The sequence below is a fragment of the Denitratisoma oestradiolicum genome (genome assembly GCF_902813185.1).
Lineage (GTDB): Bacteria > Pseudomonadota > Gammaproteobacteria > Burkholderiales > Rhodocyclaceae > Denitratisoma > Denitratisoma oestradiolicum.
Genome location: NZ_LR778301.1, coordinates 2,152,943 through 2,168,674 on the forward strand (window position 1 = coordinate 2,152,943; position 15,732 = coordinate 2,168,674).

Sequence of the window (15,732 nt, forward strand, 5' to 3'; positions counted from 1 at the left end):
AACCACGATGAAGCCGGCCCCTTTTGACTACCATGCTCCGGCCACCCTGGCCGAGGCGGTGCGCCTCCTCCAGCAGTACGAAGATGATGGCATCGACGCCAAGGTGCTGGCCGGTGGTCAGAGCCTGATGCCCATGCTGGCCCTGCGCGTTGCCCGCCCCGAGGTGCTGATCGATCTGCGTCAGGTGGCCGGACTCACCGGCATCCGGGAAGACGCTGGCACCATCGTCATCGGCGCCATGGAGCCCAAGCAACTGGCGGCGGAGTCGCCCCTGGTGCAGCAGAAGCAGCCCCTGTTCCATGCCGCCACGGAACTGGTGGGTCATCGGCAGATCCGCAACCGGGGTCCGTGGGCGGGTCCTTTGCCCATGCCGATCCGGCCTCCGAGTATCCGGCTGTGGCCCTGGTGCTGGACATGGAATTCAAGGCCGTGGGTCCGGGGGGCGAGCGGAGCATTCCGGCGGAAGAGTTCTTCGTGACTTACATGACCACCAGTCTGGAGACAAACGAGATTCTCACCGAGGTACGGATGCCGGTGATGGCGCCGGGGACGGGCTGGGCGATTCAGGAGATGGCCCGCCGGAACGGCGATCTGGCCCTGGCCGGGGTGGCCCTGACCCTGCAAGCCAGTGGCGGGATCTGTACGGCAGCGCGGATCGCCGCCTTCGGGGTGAATGCCACGGCGGTGCGCCTGCCCCAGGCCGAGGCGGCTTTGGTGGGCCAGGCCCTGAACGCGACAAATTTTACGAACGCCGCTGCCCTCGGCGCCGCGGAACTGGTCGAACCCATGACCTGCATCCACGCTTCGGCGAGCTACCGCCGGCAACTGGTCAAGACTCTGCTGGAGCGCTGTCTGGCGGAAGCCGCCGGCCGGCTGGGGTAAGTAGCGCACACGACACTCAAGAGGAATTCCTGATGACGACAAAGCAAACCGTGAGCGTCACGGTCAATGGCACTCGCTACGAGCGGGACGTGGAACCCCGCCTGACCCTGGTGGATTTCCTGCGCCATGAACTGGCCTTGGGCGGCACCCATGTGGGCTGTGAGCATGGCATCTGCGGGGTATGCACCGTGCTGATCAACGGCCGTTCGGCTCGTTCCTGCCTGACCCTGGCAGTTCAGGCCGATGGCGCAGAGATCACCACCATCGAGGGCCTGCGCAACCGCCAGACCGGCAGCCTCCATCCTATCCAGCAGGCCTTCGTCGAGGCTCACGGCCTTCAGTGCGGCTTCTGCACCCCAGGGTTCATCATGACCACCCTCGAACTCCTCCGTAACAACCCAGACCCCTCCGAGCACGACATCAAGGAAGCCCTCGGCGGCAACCTCTGCCGTTGCACCGGCTACCAGTCCATCATGGCCTCCGTCAAACTCGCCGCTTCTAAAATGCGCGACGCTCAGAACACCTCTGCCTAACCTCCTTAACGATTCAAGCGAAAAGTAATCATGACCGATTCCAAGTCCAAATTTGCCGCCGGCCCCCTGGCCGGCCTGCGTGTGCTAGACATGTCCACCATGCTGGCGGGCCCCTATGGCGCCACCCTGATGGGGGATCTGGGTGCCGACGTGATCAAGATCGAATCCCACTATGGCGATGAGAGCCGTCACCTGGGCCCGATGCGGGGCGACCAGCGCGGTCCCTATCTGAGCCTGAACCGCAGCAAGCGCGACCTGGTACTGGACCTGCAACAGGAAGAGGCCCAGAAAGTCTTCGCCAAGATCGCCGCCACCACCGATGTGCTGGTCACCAACATCCGCGAACCGGCCTTGTCCAAACTGGGCCTGTCCTACGAGCAGGTGAAGGCCCATAAGCCGGACATCATCTGGGTCCGGGTCACGGCCTTCGGCGCCGACGGCCCCTACGATGGCCGGCCCGGTATCGACTTCCTGGCCCAGGGCTACACGGGCGTGCTGACATTGAACGGGGAGCCCACGGGTGGCCCGGTGCGCACCGGTTTCCCGGCCGTGGATGTAATGACCTCGCTGCTGGTGGCCAATGCCGCCATGGCGGCGCTGCGGGTGCGGGACCAGACCGGCGAGGGCCAGCGTATCGAGGTGTCCCTGCTGGACGCCCTGATGCATGCCCAGGCCAGTTCCATCGGCACTTATCTCGCCACCGGCGACCGGCCGGTGCGCACCGGCAACCGCAGCCTCTACTTCGCCCCCTCCGGCGTTTATCCCACCAAGGATGGCAAGCACGTGGTGATCACCACCCCGGGCGAGAAGTTCTTCGGCAAGGTCTGTCGCGCCCTGGAAACCGACTGGGATACCGACCCCCGCTTCCATGACATCAATGCCCGCCTGGCCAACGAGGATGAGTTGGACCGGGTGGTGGGCGAGCGCACCAGCCAATACACCCGCGACGAGCTGGTCGAGAAGCTGATCGCCGCCGACGTGCTGACCGCTCCCATCAACGAGGTGGAGGACGTGATCCAGGATCCCCAGATCCTGCACAACAAGATGATCGTCTCCACCCAGCATCCGGAACTGGGGGAGTTGAAGGTAACAGGCATTCCCGTCCGCTTCTATGGCACGCCCTGCGAAGTCAGGAAGCATCCTCCGATGCAGGGCGAGCACACCCGGGAACTGCTGGCGGAACTGGGTTACAGCACCGCCGAAATCGACGATCTGATCGCCCGTGGCCTGGCGGCCGACCGGGTGGAGTTGCTGCGGCTGAAGGAAGAACGCAAGGCGAAGAAAAAAGCCCAGCAAGGCTGAAGTCTTGCAAACCCCGATGGCGGAGGCGGACGCCCCGACCGTGTGCTGGACCGAAGGTGGAGCCGAGCGCTCTGCCATCTGGCGCTCCGAGCGCGGCGCTCCGCTGCCCCGACGGATAGTGATCGTCGACGACAGCCTCAAGGCTGACGCCGCCTATCGCCTCGCTTGCGAAGGCAGTGCCCTGCTGTGGCAGGGCGACTACCAGAACGCCCGCCAGGTGCTGCAAGCCCTGGCACGGCGCATCGACCGTAAGGGCCCAAAGCCGGCTAGCGCTAGTCCGGGTGAAGCATTTCACTGCCACCGCCAGGCCCAGGCCCAGCGGGCCCAGGTGCTGGGGATGCTGCTCCTGCCCCTGAATGCGGACTACCATATCCCCCTGCGTCGCTCTCCGGATGTGCAACAGGCCTGCCTGGAGGCCTATGGCCCTGCGAATGGTCCATCCCTGGTGTCGCTGCGGGAGATACTGGGCCTGATCGGCGCCCACCAATGGCGCCAGAAGGGAGTGGTGCTTCCAGCCCTGGGAGCGGCGATCCACCCCCATTACGGCGTGTTCTCACCGGTGCGGGGCGAGTATCTGGATCTGGTGGCCCAGGCGCCGCTGCCTTCGCAAACCCTGGCCTTCGACATCGGCACCGGCACCGGGGTGCTGGCAGCCTTGCTGGCCAAGCGCGGCGTGGCCCGGATCGTGGCGACCGACCAGGACCCGCGCGCGCTGGCCTGTGCCCGGGAGAACCTGGCGCACCTGGGCCTGGCACAACAGGTGGAAGTGCTGGAGGCTGACCTGTTTCCACCGGGCAAGGCGCCCCTTGTCGTCTGCAATCCGCCCTGGTTACCGGCACGGCCCAGTTCTTCAGTCGAAAGCGCGATCTATGATCCCGACAGCCGCATGTTGCTGGGCTTTCTCAAGGGGCTGCCCGCTCATCTGGCAAGCGGTGGCGAAGGCTGGCTGATCCTCTCCGACCTGGCCGAGCATCTGGGCCTGCGCAGCAGAGAGGAATTGCTGGCCGCCATTGCGGCGGCGGGCCTTACCGTACTGGGGCGGATCGATGTGCGGCCCCGGCATCCCAAGGCCGGCGACCGCGAGGATCCGCTTTACGCGGCCCGCAGTGCCGAGGTCACGTCCCTCTGGCGCCTGGCGGTCCGCGCAACACATTGATCAGTGCTGGATTCGCCCCCAGCCCGGGTGGTCGAAATATGCCGAGTAATCGTCCAACGCCTTGAGGATACCCACGGCGCCCTGGTGTCTGCCGGCTTTTGACTTGCCGCCCATCCGTTCGACGCCGGCCAGCATCCTGCCGAGGATGAGATGCAATTGCTCGTCGGCTTTCGGGTCGAGCTTGCAATTGGCGATGATGGTGTTGATGTCGCCGCGCACCTCCCGCGCCAACTTTGCGTACTGGGGGGATGCCAGCTTGCCGGCGTGGATATCCTCCAGGGAGTCGCCCATCCGCTTGCGGATCTGCTCCATCCCACTTCGCAGCGGCACATCGGTGGACCACTTCGCGCCGCTCTCCTGGAGCATCAGCTGTGCGGATGTACCGGCATGATGGTCGTGTTCATGGTGGTGATCCGCAGCCAGCGCGCCACCCATCGTCAGTCCGGCAGCAATAAGCAAGCTGAGAATCTTCTTGAAAACCATGGGGTCTCCTATCGGTCATAGTCCGGAATCGGCACGGGGCCGCCAGACTGCACCCGATTCCTTAAAAAATTCTTAAGAGACTCCTCTATTTTCATTCCTCGTCACTGTCGTCCGAGTCTGAGTCGTTGTCTCTGAAGTCGGTGAGTTTTTTGCTGGTCCATGATTTGAATGCTCTACGGAAGTTGGAGACGGAGGAGTAGCCGAGGATGAAGCCGATTTCCTTGGGGGTGAGGGAGGTGTACTGGAGGTACTGGATGGCGAGTTCGCGGCGGGTGTCGTCGAGGATCTGTTGGTAGGTGACGTTTTCGCGGACGAGCCATCGGCGGAGGGTGCGGGAGCCCATGTTGAGGCGCTCGGCCATGTCCTCGAGGGAGGGGAACTTGCCGGGGTTCTTGACCAGGTAGTTGCGGATCCGGTTGGAGAGCAGGTCCCGGTCTTCCTTTTGGGACACCAGCAGTTGGCACTGACGCTCGCAGAGCTTGAAGACCTCCTCGTTGGCGAGGCTGATGGGGTCCTGGAGCCGGTTGATGTCGAAGACCACGATGTTCTTCGGCTGGCTGAAATACAGGGGGCAATTGAAGCGCCGCATATAGGGCGTCAGGTCGGCCGGCGCCGGATAGGTGACGTGCAACTCCAGTACCGGGAAGGGCCGATTGGTCAGGCTGGAAGAGAGCTCCATGGTGCGGCTGATGAACTCCTCCACCGCGAAGCGCATCAGGTCCCCCAGCAGATAGGAATCCCGCACCTCGAAGAACCAGCGTCCGCCCTGGATATGGCCCACGGCATGGACGATCATGTCGTTCAAGGCGCCGTACTTGTTGAAGACCTCGCTGGACTGCTTCAGGGTGGCGGAACTGAGGGCGGCATAGCCCAGGATGCCCAGGTTGCTGATCTTGAACTCCGCCCCACGGCGATGCCCAGATAGGGGTCCCCGGTCAGGTCCAGCATGTTCTGGATGGTGCGGCGGAACTGGGCGGGCAGGATGCGCCGGGACGGGTCCTGAAGCCGGTTGAGGTCCAGGCCCGTGCCGGCCAGCACCTGCTCGGCCGTAAAGCCCCGGCTGCGCATGCAGTCCAGGTAGAAACTGAGCCGGCTGGGGGACTTCAGGTGATCGGACATGGCAACCGGGGGCGAGGAGAGGTGAAGGGCAGAGGCGGTGAAATATACCGCGATGCTCCCTGGAATGTCCAGATATGATACAAATCTAAAGGCATTCTCCTACGGTCCTCAATCTGGCCGATGGCCTGTGAAGGGGATGCTGAGGGGGCTACGGCAAGGAAGGTGCCGGCAGGGCCGGATCGCCGTGGAGAGAGGCGTCGCTCCTGGCCGATGGAGACAGAGCCTGTCCGCAAATGAAATGTCAAAGGCCGAATTGGAAGCGCGGGGATAGCAAGGGCGCCAGGGGAGTCCATTAGACTCTGGGATCGGGTAATTTTTGCAAGGAATCCGCACTATGACAGTGGTTCTATGTACCTGGGGTAACACCCTCGAGGGTGGCACGGAAGAAGCCCTCACCCTGGCCCGGCAGTTCGCCGCCGCCAATGGCGCGGCCCTGAACTGGGTGGTGATCGGCCCCGCCGCCAACGACGCGGCCCAGATCGCCGGCCAGTACGGCGTGGCCAGCCTGGATGTGATCAGCGACGCCAAGCTCGCCGGTTTCGGCCCGGATGCCCTGGTGGCCTCCCTGGCCCAGTATTGCGAGCAGATCAAACCCACCACCGTGCTCTTCAACCAGAGCGCCCCGGCCCGCCTGATCGCCCCGCGCCTGGCCGGCCGGCTGAATGTGCCGGTGGTGATGAACACCTTCGCCCTGGCCCAGGCCGGCAACACCCTGTCCGTGACCGCCACCGCCTTCGGTGGCGACACCCATGTGGTCTATCAACTGGCCGCGCCGGTAAAGGTGATCTCCGTGGTCACCACCTCCCTGGTGGCGGAAGCCGCTGCGACCGCCACGACGCCGGCCCGGCGCGACATCGCCGTGGATCTGTCGGCGGTGGAAGAACGCTTCAAGGTCACCTCCGCCCCCCGGGCCGAGGGACCCCGTCTGGAAGATGCCGAGATCATCGTCTCCGGCGGACGTGGCCTGGCCAGTGCCGCCAACTACGATGCCCTGGTGAAGCCCCTGGCCGAAGCCCTGGGCGGCATGTGGGGCGGCTCCCGTGCCATCGTGGACGAGGGCTGGATCGACTCCTCCCGCCAGGTGGGCCTGACCGGCAAGATCACCCGCCCGGGCCTGTATCTGGCGGCGGGCATTTCCGGCGCCAGCCAGCACATGGCCGGCTGTTCCGCCGCCAAGACCATCGTCGCCATCAACAAGGACAAGGACGCCTCCATCTACCGCTACGCCCGTTACGGCATCGTGGCGGACTGCCTGGATGTGTTGCCCGAACTGATCAAGGCTATCAAAGCTTAACGAGGAGGAAAAAGCATGAGCGAACAACGCGTACCCGCCGTACCGGGGCTGTTTACCGAAGAGGGCGGCGCCAAGATTTTTGGCAACCGCTGCACCAGCTGCAACACGCCTTACTTCCCCAAGGCGGCGGCCTGCCACAATCCCCGTTGTGCCGAATCGAAGATGGAAGACACGACCTTCGGTGGTCAGGGCGTGATCTGGAGCTACTCGGTGGCGGACTTCCCGCCGCCGCCGCCCCACAAGTTCGACAAGCCCTTCAAGTCCTACGCCATCGGCGTGGTGGATCTGGACTGCGGTCTGCGCCTGGTGGGCCAGATGGTGGATCCCGCGGAGAAGGTGCAGGTGGGCGCCCAGGTGGAGTTGGTGATCGATACCCTCTACCACGAGGACGACAAGGCGTTCACCTCCTGGAAGTTCAAACTGGTTTAAAGAAAACACTCGCCCCCCTTCGCCCCCCTCCGGGGGGGTCGAGTCGGCTCGCTACGCTCGGATATCACGGGGAACTGTCGTGGGAAGAGGGTGCCGTTTGCGCCTCCGGCGCGTGCCGCTTTCCCCCATCGTGGGAAATGTGGCGCGGCGGGAAAGCTGCTATTTCACGTTAACCGTAAGGTGACAAGGAGAATTCAAATGCAAGAAGTTGCTGTTCTGGGCGTAGGTATCCATCGCTTCGGCAAGACCGGGGACGATATCGTCGGCACCAAGTCCGTCACCGAGCTGTGCCGCGCTGCCGTGGAAATGGCCTTGAAGGATGCCGGAGTGTCCTGGAACCAGATCCAGGCCGTGGCCGCCGCCAGTTCCCGTTTCTCCGGGGGCAAGGGTTGGGGCCTGAACGGAAACGACATCGTCGAGGAAATGGGTTCCACCGGGATTCCGGTCTATAACATGTCCGCCGGCTGTGCCGCCGGGGGCAACGCCTTCAACGTGGGTTACGCCCTGGTGGCCGGCGGTGTCTACGACATGGTGCTGGTGATGGGCGGCGAAGTGATGCCCAAGGGCATGATCCAGACCTCCGGCGTGGAAGAAGCCACGGACCCCGAGTTCCTGCGCCAGCGCTGCATCGGCATGCCCGGCCCGTCCTTCTGGGCCACCCTGGCCCGCCGTCGCATGTTCGACTACGGCACCACGGAAGAGCAGTACGCCAAGATCGTGGTCAAGGCCCGCAAGAACTCCGTGGGCAACCCCTTCGCCCGCTTCCAGAAGGAAGTGTCCCTGGCCGAGGTGCTGGCCTCCCCCTACGTGAGCAATCCCCTGCGCCTGTTCGAGATCTGCCCGGTGTCCAACGGCGCCGCCGCGGTGGTGATCTGCTCCCAGGCCAAGGCCCGCCAGTTCTCGGCCAAACCGATCACGGTGGCCACCTCCACTGTGGCGACGGTGGACTTCTCCGACGCGCTGCCCCGGGGCCTGTCCGGCCCGTCCCCCAGCGGCCCGAGCTTCCATACCGAATCCAAGGCCGCAGTGATGCGGGCTTTCGAGCAGTCCGGCATCGGTCCCAAGGACGTGAGCTTCACCGAACTCCAGGACAACTGCTGCTACTACGAGCTGGCCTATCCCGAGGAGTGGGGCCTGTGCGCCCCCGGCGAGGCCGAGCGCCTGCTCGAAGCCGGCGAGTACGCCCCCACCGGCAAGATGCCCATCAACCCCTCCGGCGGCTTCGTCTCCTTCGGCGAGGCCACCACCGCCATGGGCGTCTGGCAGATCGCCGAACTCACCCTGCAGCTCCGCGGTCAGGCCGGCAGCCATCAGGTCCCCAACGCCAAGGTCGGCCTCGCCCAAACCAACGGCCTCGGCGGCAATGCCACTGCCGCTATCCTGAAACGGTAGGATGTACCCAGAACAGACCTCAAGCTCACCAGGTTGAGGTCTGCTTCAAAGATTTAATGTTGTAACCTCCGTACAGACCAACTGATAACTATCTGACTTGAGGAGCTGAATATGTCAAAAAACCGTGACGACATGGTGAAACCGGATTGGATCGACGATGCAGGCTGGGCGCTGCTCAAGGAGCAGACTGCATCTCTGGATCGTATTCGTGGCGATGCCAAGATGGATGTCGACCTTTACAAGGCCAATCCGGATGGCTGGTCCACGGGCACGGGCTCACGTTCGGGGTTGCCGACCCTGCTGTTGACCACCATCGGCCGCAAATCGGGCGAGAAGCGAACCACGCCGCTGGTGTTCATGCAGGACGGCGAGAACATGGTTATCGTGGGCTCCCTGGCGGGCCATGACAATCATCCGACCTGGTACATCAATCTCAGCACCAACTGGAAGTGCTGGGTTCAGAAGGATCGCAATGTGATGGCCTGTGACGCCCGGGACGTGACCCCCGCGGAACGGGAAGCTCTATGGCCCAGGCTCGACAAGGTGTTTCCGGCTTGGCATTATTTCCAGGATCAGACTGAACGCGTCTTCCCGATGGTTATTCTCAAGCCGACGGGTCCAGCCTGATCGACTGGTTCCGGGTTTTATCGTCGGACTGCGACCAAGTTGCGTGGATATCGCGGCTTGGTCGCTTTTTGCTTGTCATCGCTAAAACAATGAGGAGAGCAGCGCCATGAGTAACGTGAAATTCGAGCACCTTTTCACACCCTTGCAGGTGGGGCCCATGCAGGTGCCGAACCGTATTTGCGAGACCACCAATACCATCAACTCTTCGATGGCCCCCGGGCTGATCGACGAGAATTTCATCGCCCATCATGGTGCCAAGGCTAAAGGCGGAACGGGCTGGATCGGCAGCGAGACCTGGCTGCTCGACGTGCCGTTCCCGCCGGAAACCTCTCCTGAGGTCGGGCTGTCCCTCGGTTTTGCCGCTCCTTTCGCTGCCTATCAGAGCCCCGATTTTCTTCAGGGAATGAAGAAGTTCTGCGATGAAGTGCACAAGACCGGTTCCGTGGCGGTTGTTCAGCTGACCCACCTCTGCTCGGCCTGGGGCCCGTCCCCGGTGCCCGTTATTGGCGCCCAGGATTACACGCCCCATGTACTTGGCGAAGAGGAAATCGAGTTCCTCCTGAACACCTATGCGGATGCGGCCGAGGCTGCCAAAAACGTAGGCGCGGATGGCGTGGAGATTCACTGCGCCCATGAGACTCTCGGCTACGCTTTCCTGTCGCCGGTCACCAATCGGCGCACCGACAAATGGGGCGGTGGCCCTGAGCAGCGCATCCTCTACGTCGTGGAGGCCCTGAAGCGTATTCGCGCACGAATCGGCGATTCGTTGGCTGTAGGTATCCGCATCGCCGGCATGGAGTTCCGGGAGGGGGGTTACGACAATCTCCAGATGCGCGAGATGCTCTACCTGATCGGTGAAACCGGCCTGATCGACTTTGCTGACATTGATGTCGGCCATTGCTGGGGCGCGCCTTCCTACGTACCCAACTCCTACTATGGCCATGGACAGTTCCGTGACTGCGGCAAGGGGGCGCGGGTCGACCTGGACCCGAAGATCAAGGTCCTGTTCACGGGTCGCATCAACGATCCCGTCGTGGCCGAGGAACTTCTCAAGAACGGCTACTGCGATTTGGTAGGCATGGTGCGGGCCGGCATCGCCGACCCCGATTTCGCCAACAAGGCGCGCGAGGGTCGCTTGAGTGAGATCCGGCGCTGCATCGGCTGCACCCGCTGCATCGATGAGGCATCGGAAGCCGTAACCATACCTTACACGCCGACCTGCTCCATCAACCCGATGATCGGCAATGAGCTGCGCTGGGAGGAACAGTTCAAGCCGGCCGCAACCCCGAAGAAGGTGGTCGTCGTCGGTGGCGGTCTGGCCGGCTGCGAGGCCGCCAGGATCTCCGCACTGCGCGGCCACAAGGTCACGCTGCTCGAGAAGGGCAAGCGCCTGGGGGGCCAATTGCTGATCGCATCGAAGGTTGCCGGCCGGGACTCCTTCGAAGACCAGGTCTACTTTGAAGAAAATGAAATGACGCGCACCGGTGTCGAGGTACGGCTCAACGCCGTGGCAGACATGGCCGCCATCAAGGCCCTGTCACCCGATGCCGTAGTGATCGCCACGGGTTCCCTGCCCCGTGTGCCTCACGATGTCACCGGCCTGGAACAGGCCCACGTCGTGCAGGGCTGGGACGTGATGCAGGGCAAGGTGCAGACCGGCAAGCGCGTCGCCATCATCTCCCAGGAAGACTATTACGAGACTCCTTGCGTTGCCGAATACCTCGCGGCCCTGGGCAAGGAAGTGACCGTATTCCACAAGTCTGTCCATCTGGGCACGGAGATCGCTCGCTACTCTATCGGCATGGTGCAAAAGCGTATGGAAGAGTTCGGTGTGACGATCAAACCCGGCCTGATCCTCAAGGCCATTGACGGTAATGCCATCGAACTCGTTTCCTCCTGGGGGGGCAAGAACTACCGGGAGGAAGGTTTCGACAGCGTGGTGCTGGTATATGCCTCGACGCCGCAGTGCGAACTCTACGACCAGCTCAAGGCCGAAGGCAGCATCAAGCAACTCTATCTGGCAGGCGCCGCTTGGCTGCCGCGCCACATGGCAGAGTCGACACGCCATGGCGCCAACATCGGTCTGGTGATTTAAAGCCGAGGGCCGGAAACCACCGGTCCAACGCTGGAAAAAGAACGGGCTGTCTTCGATGCCGGGACAGCCCGTTTTTTTAGAGCTCCGCCGCCCTGGCAAGGGCGGATAGTTCTATTAGAGAAACTTGGAGACTACGTTGTCAGCATAGCGTTTAATGGCATCCACCTTCACTGACAGTGGAGGCTGTTGCCGCATGATGCTGCCTACGCCCATCTCAGCCAGGATGCCGGGGTCGCTCCAAGGCGTAACTTGCAAATCGGTAATGCCCAGATCCCCCAAGCGACGAATGTCGTCCACAGAGTTGGCATTGGGAACGTGCATCATGATATCGAAGGGCTCGTTCTCGCGCCCAAACTCGCGTCGATAACCATTCAGTTCCGCCACTACCGCCGGGACATCTTCCATGTTGTGAATGACGCTGACCCATCCATCGCCGTAATGGGCCGCACGGCGTAGCGCAGGGCTTGTCGTACCACCCACGTAAATTGGAATAGGCTTCTTCGGCACAGGCGCCATGGTCAGACGGTCGAACTCAAAGTACTTGCCGTGGAATTCCTGCATGCCTCCCTTCATTAGCAGCTTGAGGACTTGAATGGCCTCATCCTGGCGCGCACCACGGGTCTTCATGTCCTTGTGGAGCCACTTGAACTCTTCGGGCATCCAGGCCAGGCCTACGCCCAGGGCGACACGATCGTTGGCAAGAGCAGCCACAGAGAACAGACTCTTCGCCTCCAGTAAAGGCTCGCGAACAGCCAGCCGGAGAACAGAGGGCAGGAAACGGATGCGCTTGGTCGCCACCGCCATGTTTGTCATTGCTACCCAGGGGTCCAGAACGGGCATATCGAGAGGCCAGAAGCGCGTGCCATCAGGATTGTAGGGGTAGGGAACCGAGATCACCTCGGGGAAAAAAGGTGCATCAGCCACTTGGATGCAATCCCAGCCACAATCATCTGCCGCCCGTGCAATGTCTTGATGCTCAGCGGGGTCGCACATGAACAGGTGAAATCCGAATCTCATAACTCGTCTCCTCGTTGTTTCGTGAGCATCAAATACGGCGCGCTCAAAAGCTTAGTTTTAAAAATATGGCAATGCTGCATCCTCACTCATGGCTAAAGATATCTCAAACCGAGCCTTGGCAGTTGTACTCCTTGGTGTAAAGCATCTGATTTGCCATCGGTATTCATCCTGCGCACAATCAGGCATCAAACTGCCGGAAATTAGCTCTGGCTCAGGGTTTTCCCTCCCCGCCAGAAAGTCTTTCCGCTAGGATTGGGCTGCGGGAAAACTTTCAAGGAATGCAATGACCTCCCCGGTTCCAATCTTGTCTCCGGATGAATTGCTGGATGCTTTTGCCACTCCATGGGGGTTGGATGCCTATTCTCATGCGGTTGGACATGCCTGCCTGCTACTGGACCTGAGCCGGCCCCTTGCTGCAGGAAGAGAGGAGGATGCGGTACGGGCGCTTATGGGACTTCCTTGTCCAACCCTGGGGCTTGGCGCTTTGCCCCAGGTTCCCCAACCCCACGGACTACTGGCTGCGCTGGATGTAGTACTGATAAACCAGGACGAGTTGCCGGGAATGTTGCGGAATATCCAAGCCCATCCCCTGGCTGCCGCCACCCTGGTGCAATTGCTGCGCCACAACAGCCGGGCCAGTATAGAGGACGGCCTGCTGGCGGAATCCCTGGCTTACGCGATGCTCCAGGGTAGCCAGGAGTTCCGGCACTTCCTGGCCGGACGAGGCACGCCGATACGAAATGACGATGAGTATCCCCTGTTGATCACCAGGCTGGGCAACATTCTGGACATAACTCTCAATCGCCCGGAAAAGCGCAATGCCTATTCGGCGGCGATGCGAGATGCCTTGTATGAGGCCCTGAGTTTTCTAGCGGCCGATTCCAGTCTGGAACGAGCCGAGGTGCGGGGTGAAGGAGGCTGCTTCTGCATCGGCGGAGACCTGGAGGAATTCGGCCTGTCCACGGATACTGCCCAGGCCCACCTGATTCGCATGTCCCGGCCGGTCGGACTGATGATTTCCCAATTGGCAGACCGGATTGAATTCCATGTACACCGGGCCTGCATCGGCTCGGGCATCGAACTACCTGCCTTTGCCAAACGGGTGACCGCCACGGCCGACACTTTTTTTCAACTGCCGGAAATCACCATGGGGCTGATTCCCGGTGCCGGCGGCACAGTCAGTATTTTGCGTCGTATCGGACGACAGCGTATGGCGCAGTGGGCGCTTTCCGCACGCCGGATCAAGGCGGCTACGGCGCTTGAATGGGGGCTGATCGACGCCGTCGTCTGACGGCGCCACAATCATTGCTGAGCCGGCGGCAGCGCCGCCACCACCAGTTCGGCGATGTCGAACACCTTGCGCTCCTCGGTGTGCTTGGTGGCGCTGGAGGTCAGCATCAGCAGGCAGAAAGGACAGGAAGTGGCGATCTTGTCGGCGCCGGTATCGAAGGCTTCCTGGGCGCGCACATCGCTGATGCGCGCAGTGCCGCCCTTGCCACCCCAGTAGTTACCGCCGCCGGCGCCGCAGCAGAAGCTCTCCTTGCGGTTGCGGGGCATTTCTATCAACTGCCCCACGGCGGAAACCACGCTGCGGGTCTCGTCCACGATATCGTTGTGACGGGCCAGATAGCAGGGGTCGTGGAAGGTGATCTTCTCGTTGCTGTTCTGCACCACGGTCAGCTTGCCAGCCTGGATCAACTGGTCGATCAGCACCGAGTGGGGGATGGTCTGCCAGTTGGCGCCCAGCTCCGGATAGTAGCGGTCAAAGCTGTTGAAGCAGTGGGCGCACATGGTGATGACCTTCTGGATCTGCATTTCCTGGAACTCCTCAATGTTGGTCATCGCGATTTCCTGGAACTGCATCTCGTTGCCCATCATCTTGGCGGGATCACCGGTACAGCGGGACTCTTCCAGCACACCGTAGGAAACACCGGCGGTTTCGAGAATTTTCACCATGGCCCGGGCGATCTGCTGAGCCCGTTCCTCGTAGGTCACCGAACAGCCTATCCAGAGCAGGTACTCGGTCTCGCCTGGCTCGAAGACCGGCACATCCAGCCCCTTCTTCCAGTCATCCGGATTGGCGCCGGTACCAATGAAGGGATGGCCGCGCTTTTCCAGGTTGGCGTTGGCGGCGGCCATGGTGTCGGGCATTTCCGAGCGGTCCATCACGAAATGGCGTCGGAATTCAATGATCGCTTCTGCCGGGCTGTTGCTCACCGGACACTGCTCGACGCAGGCGCCGCAGGTGGTGCAGTTGAAAATGGCTTCCTGGCCCAGTTCGTCGATCAGACCCGCATCATCGGCCTTGCCCTGCTCCAGGTATTCGGCGCAAATCGCCATGATGTTCTTGGGGGACAGCTCCTTACCGGTCTGAGCGGCGGGGCAGGCCTCGTGACAGCGACCGCACCAGAGGCAGGCGGAGAAATCCATCAGGTACTTCTGGCTCAGGTCGGAGAGTCGGGCCGCACCGAAAACCACGTCCTTCCCGTTCTCCTCTTCCGCATCGAAATCGATGGGTGACAGGTTGATGCCGGAACGCTTGTGGGCCAGGGCAGAATTGGCGGGGCCCAGCACCATGTGGGACATGGGCGTATGGGTGATCAGGGCAATAAAGGCGATGCCCATCAGGCCATGGATCCACCACATCAACTGATTGCCGCCCGCCAGCAAACCAGCATCCATCCCCCTCAGGGCGGATGCCATGGCGCGGCCGAGAAACTCCACCTGACTCGTGGCGGCAGGATCGGTCAGTCGGAATGCCTCAGCAGTGAAGCCCGCCAATACGATCAGCAGCAATAGGGCCTCCATGGGCTCGAAGCCGGGCCGGGTCTTGCGGGCTGTCAGTCGATCGGGCGGAGCAAGACGGCGCACGATAAAAAACAGGATACCCAGCAACATCATGATGCCTGCGACTTCGCGGCCCATCTCCATCAGGAAATAACCGAACCATCCGCCGTAGATGTCGATGCCGATGAAGGACAGGGGGAACAGGCCATGGCCCAGAATTTCGAGCAGTGCGCCAAAGAACAGCAGGAGGTGCGCAATGCCCGATGCCGGGCGTTTCATCAGCCGCGAAAGCAGCAACCCGCGCTGGGCGAAGGTTCGCCAATTCGCCTTGGCCAGCACCGCCTCACGAGTGATCTCCTTGCCGAAATAGGGCTTGCCCTGGGCGATGCGTTCCCAGTACTTGCGCAGTCCCAGATATAAGCTGAACAGCGCACCGCTGAGCAGTACCGTCAGGATCGCGTAGTTGATGGCGGATATGGCGTACATGTGGGTTCGACCTTTTTATTGGCGCCTGACGTGGCGGCAAGCGGATCAAGGGGCACCGAAGATACCCCCGGATGCTCTGGGCCGCAAGATTCCGGCCCTTTTCATGCAAAACGCCCCGGATACCACTCCG

14 protein-coding genes and 2 pseudogenes are annotated in these 15,732 nt (G+C 62.1%); 11 read left to right on the forward strand and 5 right to left on the reverse strand.

The genetic code is table 11. The annotated features are described in order from the left end of the window. Window positions 1-7 precede the first annotated feature (7 nt). The 5 genes and pseudogenes from DENOEST_RS19900 to DENOEST_RS09920 form a co-directional block, all read left to right on the forward strand. Window positions 8-477: pseudogene (locus DENOEST_RS19900) on the forward strand (FAD binding domain-containing protein); the annotation flags it as partial. 93 nt (window positions 478-570) lie between these two features. Further along, window positions 571-882 (forward strand): FAD binding domain-containing protein, encoded by a 312-nt coding sequence (locus DENOEST_RS19905; protein ID WP_232096575.1) that lies wholly within the window; start codon window positions 571-573, stop codon window positions 880-882. 32 nt (window positions 883-914) lie between these two features. Beyond that, complete coding sequence (locus tag DENOEST_RS09910; protein ID WP_145772375.1) at window positions 915-1,415, forward strand: (2Fe-2S)-binding protein; 501 nt, start codon at window positions 915-917, stop codon at window positions 1,413-1,415. Window positions 1,416-1,445: 30 nt separating this feature from the next. Continuing rightward, window positions 1,446-2,717 carry a CaiB/BaiF CoA transferase family protein gene (locus tag DENOEST_RS09915; RefSeq protein ID WP_145772374.1) on the forward strand — a complete coding sequence of 424 codons (1,272 nt, stop codon included), beginning with the start codon at window positions 1,446-1,448 and terminating at the stop codon, window positions 2,715-2,717. A 16-nt stretch (window positions 2,718-2,733) separates the two neighbouring features. Next, on the forward strand, window positions 2,734-3,873 hold the full coding sequence (locus DENOEST_RS09920; RefSeq protein ID WP_145772373.1) for a methyltransferase: 1,140 nt from the start codon (window positions 2,734-2,736) through the stop codon (window positions 3,871-3,873). Here DENOEST_RS09920 and DENOEST_RS09925 read toward each other — a convergent pair whose 3' ends face one another. From DENOEST_RS09925 to DENOEST_RS20650, 3 genes and pseudogenes are all read right to left on the reverse strand, one after another. Next, window positions 3,874-4,356, reverse strand: coding sequence for a hypothetical protein (locus DENOEST_RS09925; protein ID WP_145772372.1), 483 nt, complete (start codon window positions 4,354-4,356; stop codon window positions 3,874-3,876). It abuts the gene before it with no gap. A 91-nt stretch (window positions 4,357-4,447) separates the two neighbouring features. Next, window positions 4,448-4,945 carry a helix-turn-helix domain-containing protein gene (locus DENOEST_RS20645; protein WP_408640035.1) on the reverse strand — a complete coding sequence of 166 codons (498 nt, stop codon included), beginning with the start codon at window positions 4,943-4,945 and terminating at the stop codon, window positions 4,448-4,450. After that, a pseudogene (locus DENOEST_RS20650) lies at window positions 4,925-5,475 on the reverse strand (AraC family transcriptional regulator); the annotation flags it as partial. The gene DENOEST_RS20645 and the pseudogene DENOEST_RS20650, both read right to left, overlap by 21 nt. Before the next feature lie 334 nt (window positions 5,476-5,809). Here DENOEST_RS20650 and DENOEST_RS09940 point away from each other — a divergent pair. The 5 genes from DENOEST_RS09940 (at window position 5,810) to DENOEST_RS09960 (ending at window position 11,312) form a co-directional block, all read left to right on the forward strand. After that, window positions 5,810-6,769, forward strand: a complete 960-nt coding sequence (locus DENOEST_RS09940) for an electron transfer flavoprotein subunit alpha/FixB family protein (RefSeq protein WP_145772370.1) — start codon at window positions 5,810-5,812, stop codon at window positions 6,767-6,769. 15 nt (window positions 6,770-6,784) lie between these two features. Next, window positions 6,785-7,198 (forward strand): Zn-ribbon domain-containing OB-fold protein, encoded by a 414-nt coding sequence (locus DENOEST_RS09945; RefSeq protein ID WP_145772369.1) that lies wholly within the window; start codon window positions 6,785-6,787, stop codon window positions 7,196-7,198. 198 nt (window positions 7,199-7,396) lie between these two features. Then, complete coding sequence (locus tag DENOEST_RS09950) at window positions 7,397-8,590, forward strand: thiolase C-terminal domain-containing protein (RefSeq protein WP_145772368.1); 1,194 nt, start codon at window positions 7,397-7,399, stop codon at window positions 8,588-8,590. A gap of 111 nt (window positions 8,591-8,701) precedes the next feature. Continuing rightward, a complete protein-coding gene (locus DENOEST_RS09955; RefSeq protein ID WP_145772398.1) occupies window positions 8,702-9,217 on the forward strand; it encodes a nitroreductase family deazaflavin-dependent oxidoreductase in 516 nt (171 codons plus the stop codon). Between the two features lie 106 nt (window positions 9,218-9,323). Further along, window positions 9,324-11,312 (forward strand): oxidoreductase, encoded by a 1,989-nt coding sequence (locus DENOEST_RS09960; RefSeq protein ID WP_145772397.1) that lies wholly within the window; start codon window positions 9,324-9,326, stop codon window positions 11,310-11,312. Window positions 11,313-11,426: 114 nt separating this feature from the next. On the opposite strand, the gene DENOEST_RS09965 is transcribed toward DENOEST_RS09960, so the two are convergent. Further along, window positions 11,427-12,329: a TIGR03619 family F420-dependent LLM class oxidoreductase gene (locus DENOEST_RS09965; protein WP_145772396.1), complete on the reverse strand. Its 903-nt coding sequence runs from the start codon at window positions 12,327-12,329 to the stop codon at window positions 11,427-11,429. Window positions 12,330-12,891: 562 nt separating this feature from the next. Here DENOEST_RS09965 and DENOEST_RS09970 point away from each other — a divergent pair. Next, complete coding sequence (locus DENOEST_RS09970; protein ID WP_170228323.1) at window positions 12,892-13,620, forward strand: enoyl-CoA hydratase/isomerase family protein; 729 nt, start codon at window positions 12,892-12,894, stop codon at window positions 13,618-13,620. 11 nt (window positions 13,621-13,631) lie between these two features. Here DENOEST_RS09970 and DENOEST_RS09975 read toward each other — a convergent pair whose 3' ends face one another. Continuing rightward, window positions 13,632-15,602, reverse strand: coding sequence for a heterodisulfide reductase-related iron-sulfur binding cluster (locus DENOEST_RS09975; protein WP_145772394.1), 1,971 nt, complete (start codon window positions 15,600-15,602; stop codon window positions 13,632-13,634). Window positions 15,603-15,732 lie beyond the last annotated feature (130 nt).

Bases quoted from the DNA above. Each gene is read 5' to 3' on its own strand.
- DENOEST_RS19905 (WP_232096575.1), top strand. From the start codon at position 571: ATGGCCCGCCGGAACGGCGATCTGGCCCTGGCCGGGGTGGCCCTGACC.
- DENOEST_RS09910 (WP_145772375.1), top strand. From the start codon at position 915: ATGACGACAAAGCAAACCGTGAGCGTCACGGTCAATGGCACTCGCTAC.
- DENOEST_RS09915 (WP_145772374.1), top strand. From the start codon at position 1,446: ATGACCGATTCCAAGTCCAAATTTGCCGCCGGCCCCCTGGCCGGCCTG.
- DENOEST_RS09920 (WP_145772373.1), top strand. From the start codon at position 2,734: ATGGCGGAGGCGGACGCCCCGACCGTGTGCTGGACCGAAGGTGGAGCC.
- DENOEST_RS09925 (WP_145772372.1), bottom strand. From the start codon at position 4,356: ATGGTTTTCAAGAAGATTCTCAGCTTGCTTATTGCTGCCGGACTGACG.
- DENOEST_RS20645 (WP_408640035.1), bottom strand. From the start codon at position 4,945: ATGCGGCGCTTCAATTGCCCCCTGTATTTCAGCCAGCCGAAGAACATC.
- DENOEST_RS09940 (WP_145772370.1), top strand. From the start codon at position 5,810: ATGACAGTGGTTCTATGTACCTGGGGTAACACCCTCGAGGGTGGCACG.
- DENOEST_RS09945 (WP_145772369.1), top strand. From the start codon at position 6,785: ATGAGCGAACAACGCGTACCCGCCGTACCGGGGCTGTTTACCGAAGAG.
- DENOEST_RS09950 (WP_145772368.1), top strand. From the start codon at position 7,397: ATGCAAGAAGTTGCTGTTCTGGGCGTAGGTATCCATCGCTTCGGCAAG.
- DENOEST_RS09955 (WP_145772398.1), top strand. From the start codon at position 8,702: ATGTCAAAAAACCGTGACGACATGGTGAAACCGGATTGGATCGACGAT.
- DENOEST_RS09960 (WP_145772397.1), top strand. From the start codon at position 9,324: ATGAGTAACGTGAAATTCGAGCACCTTTTCACACCCTTGCAGGTGGGG.
- DENOEST_RS09965 (WP_145772396.1), bottom strand. From the start codon at position 12,329: ATGAGATTCGGATTTCACCTGTTCATGTGCGACCCCGCTGAGCATCAA.
- DENOEST_RS09970 (WP_170228323.1), top strand. From the start codon at position 12,892: ATGTTGCGGAATATCCAAGCCCATCCCCTGGCTGCCGCCACCCTGGTG.
- DENOEST_RS09975 (WP_145772394.1), bottom strand. From the start codon at position 15,602: ATGTACGCCATATCCGCCATCAACTACGCGATCCTGACGGTACTGCTC.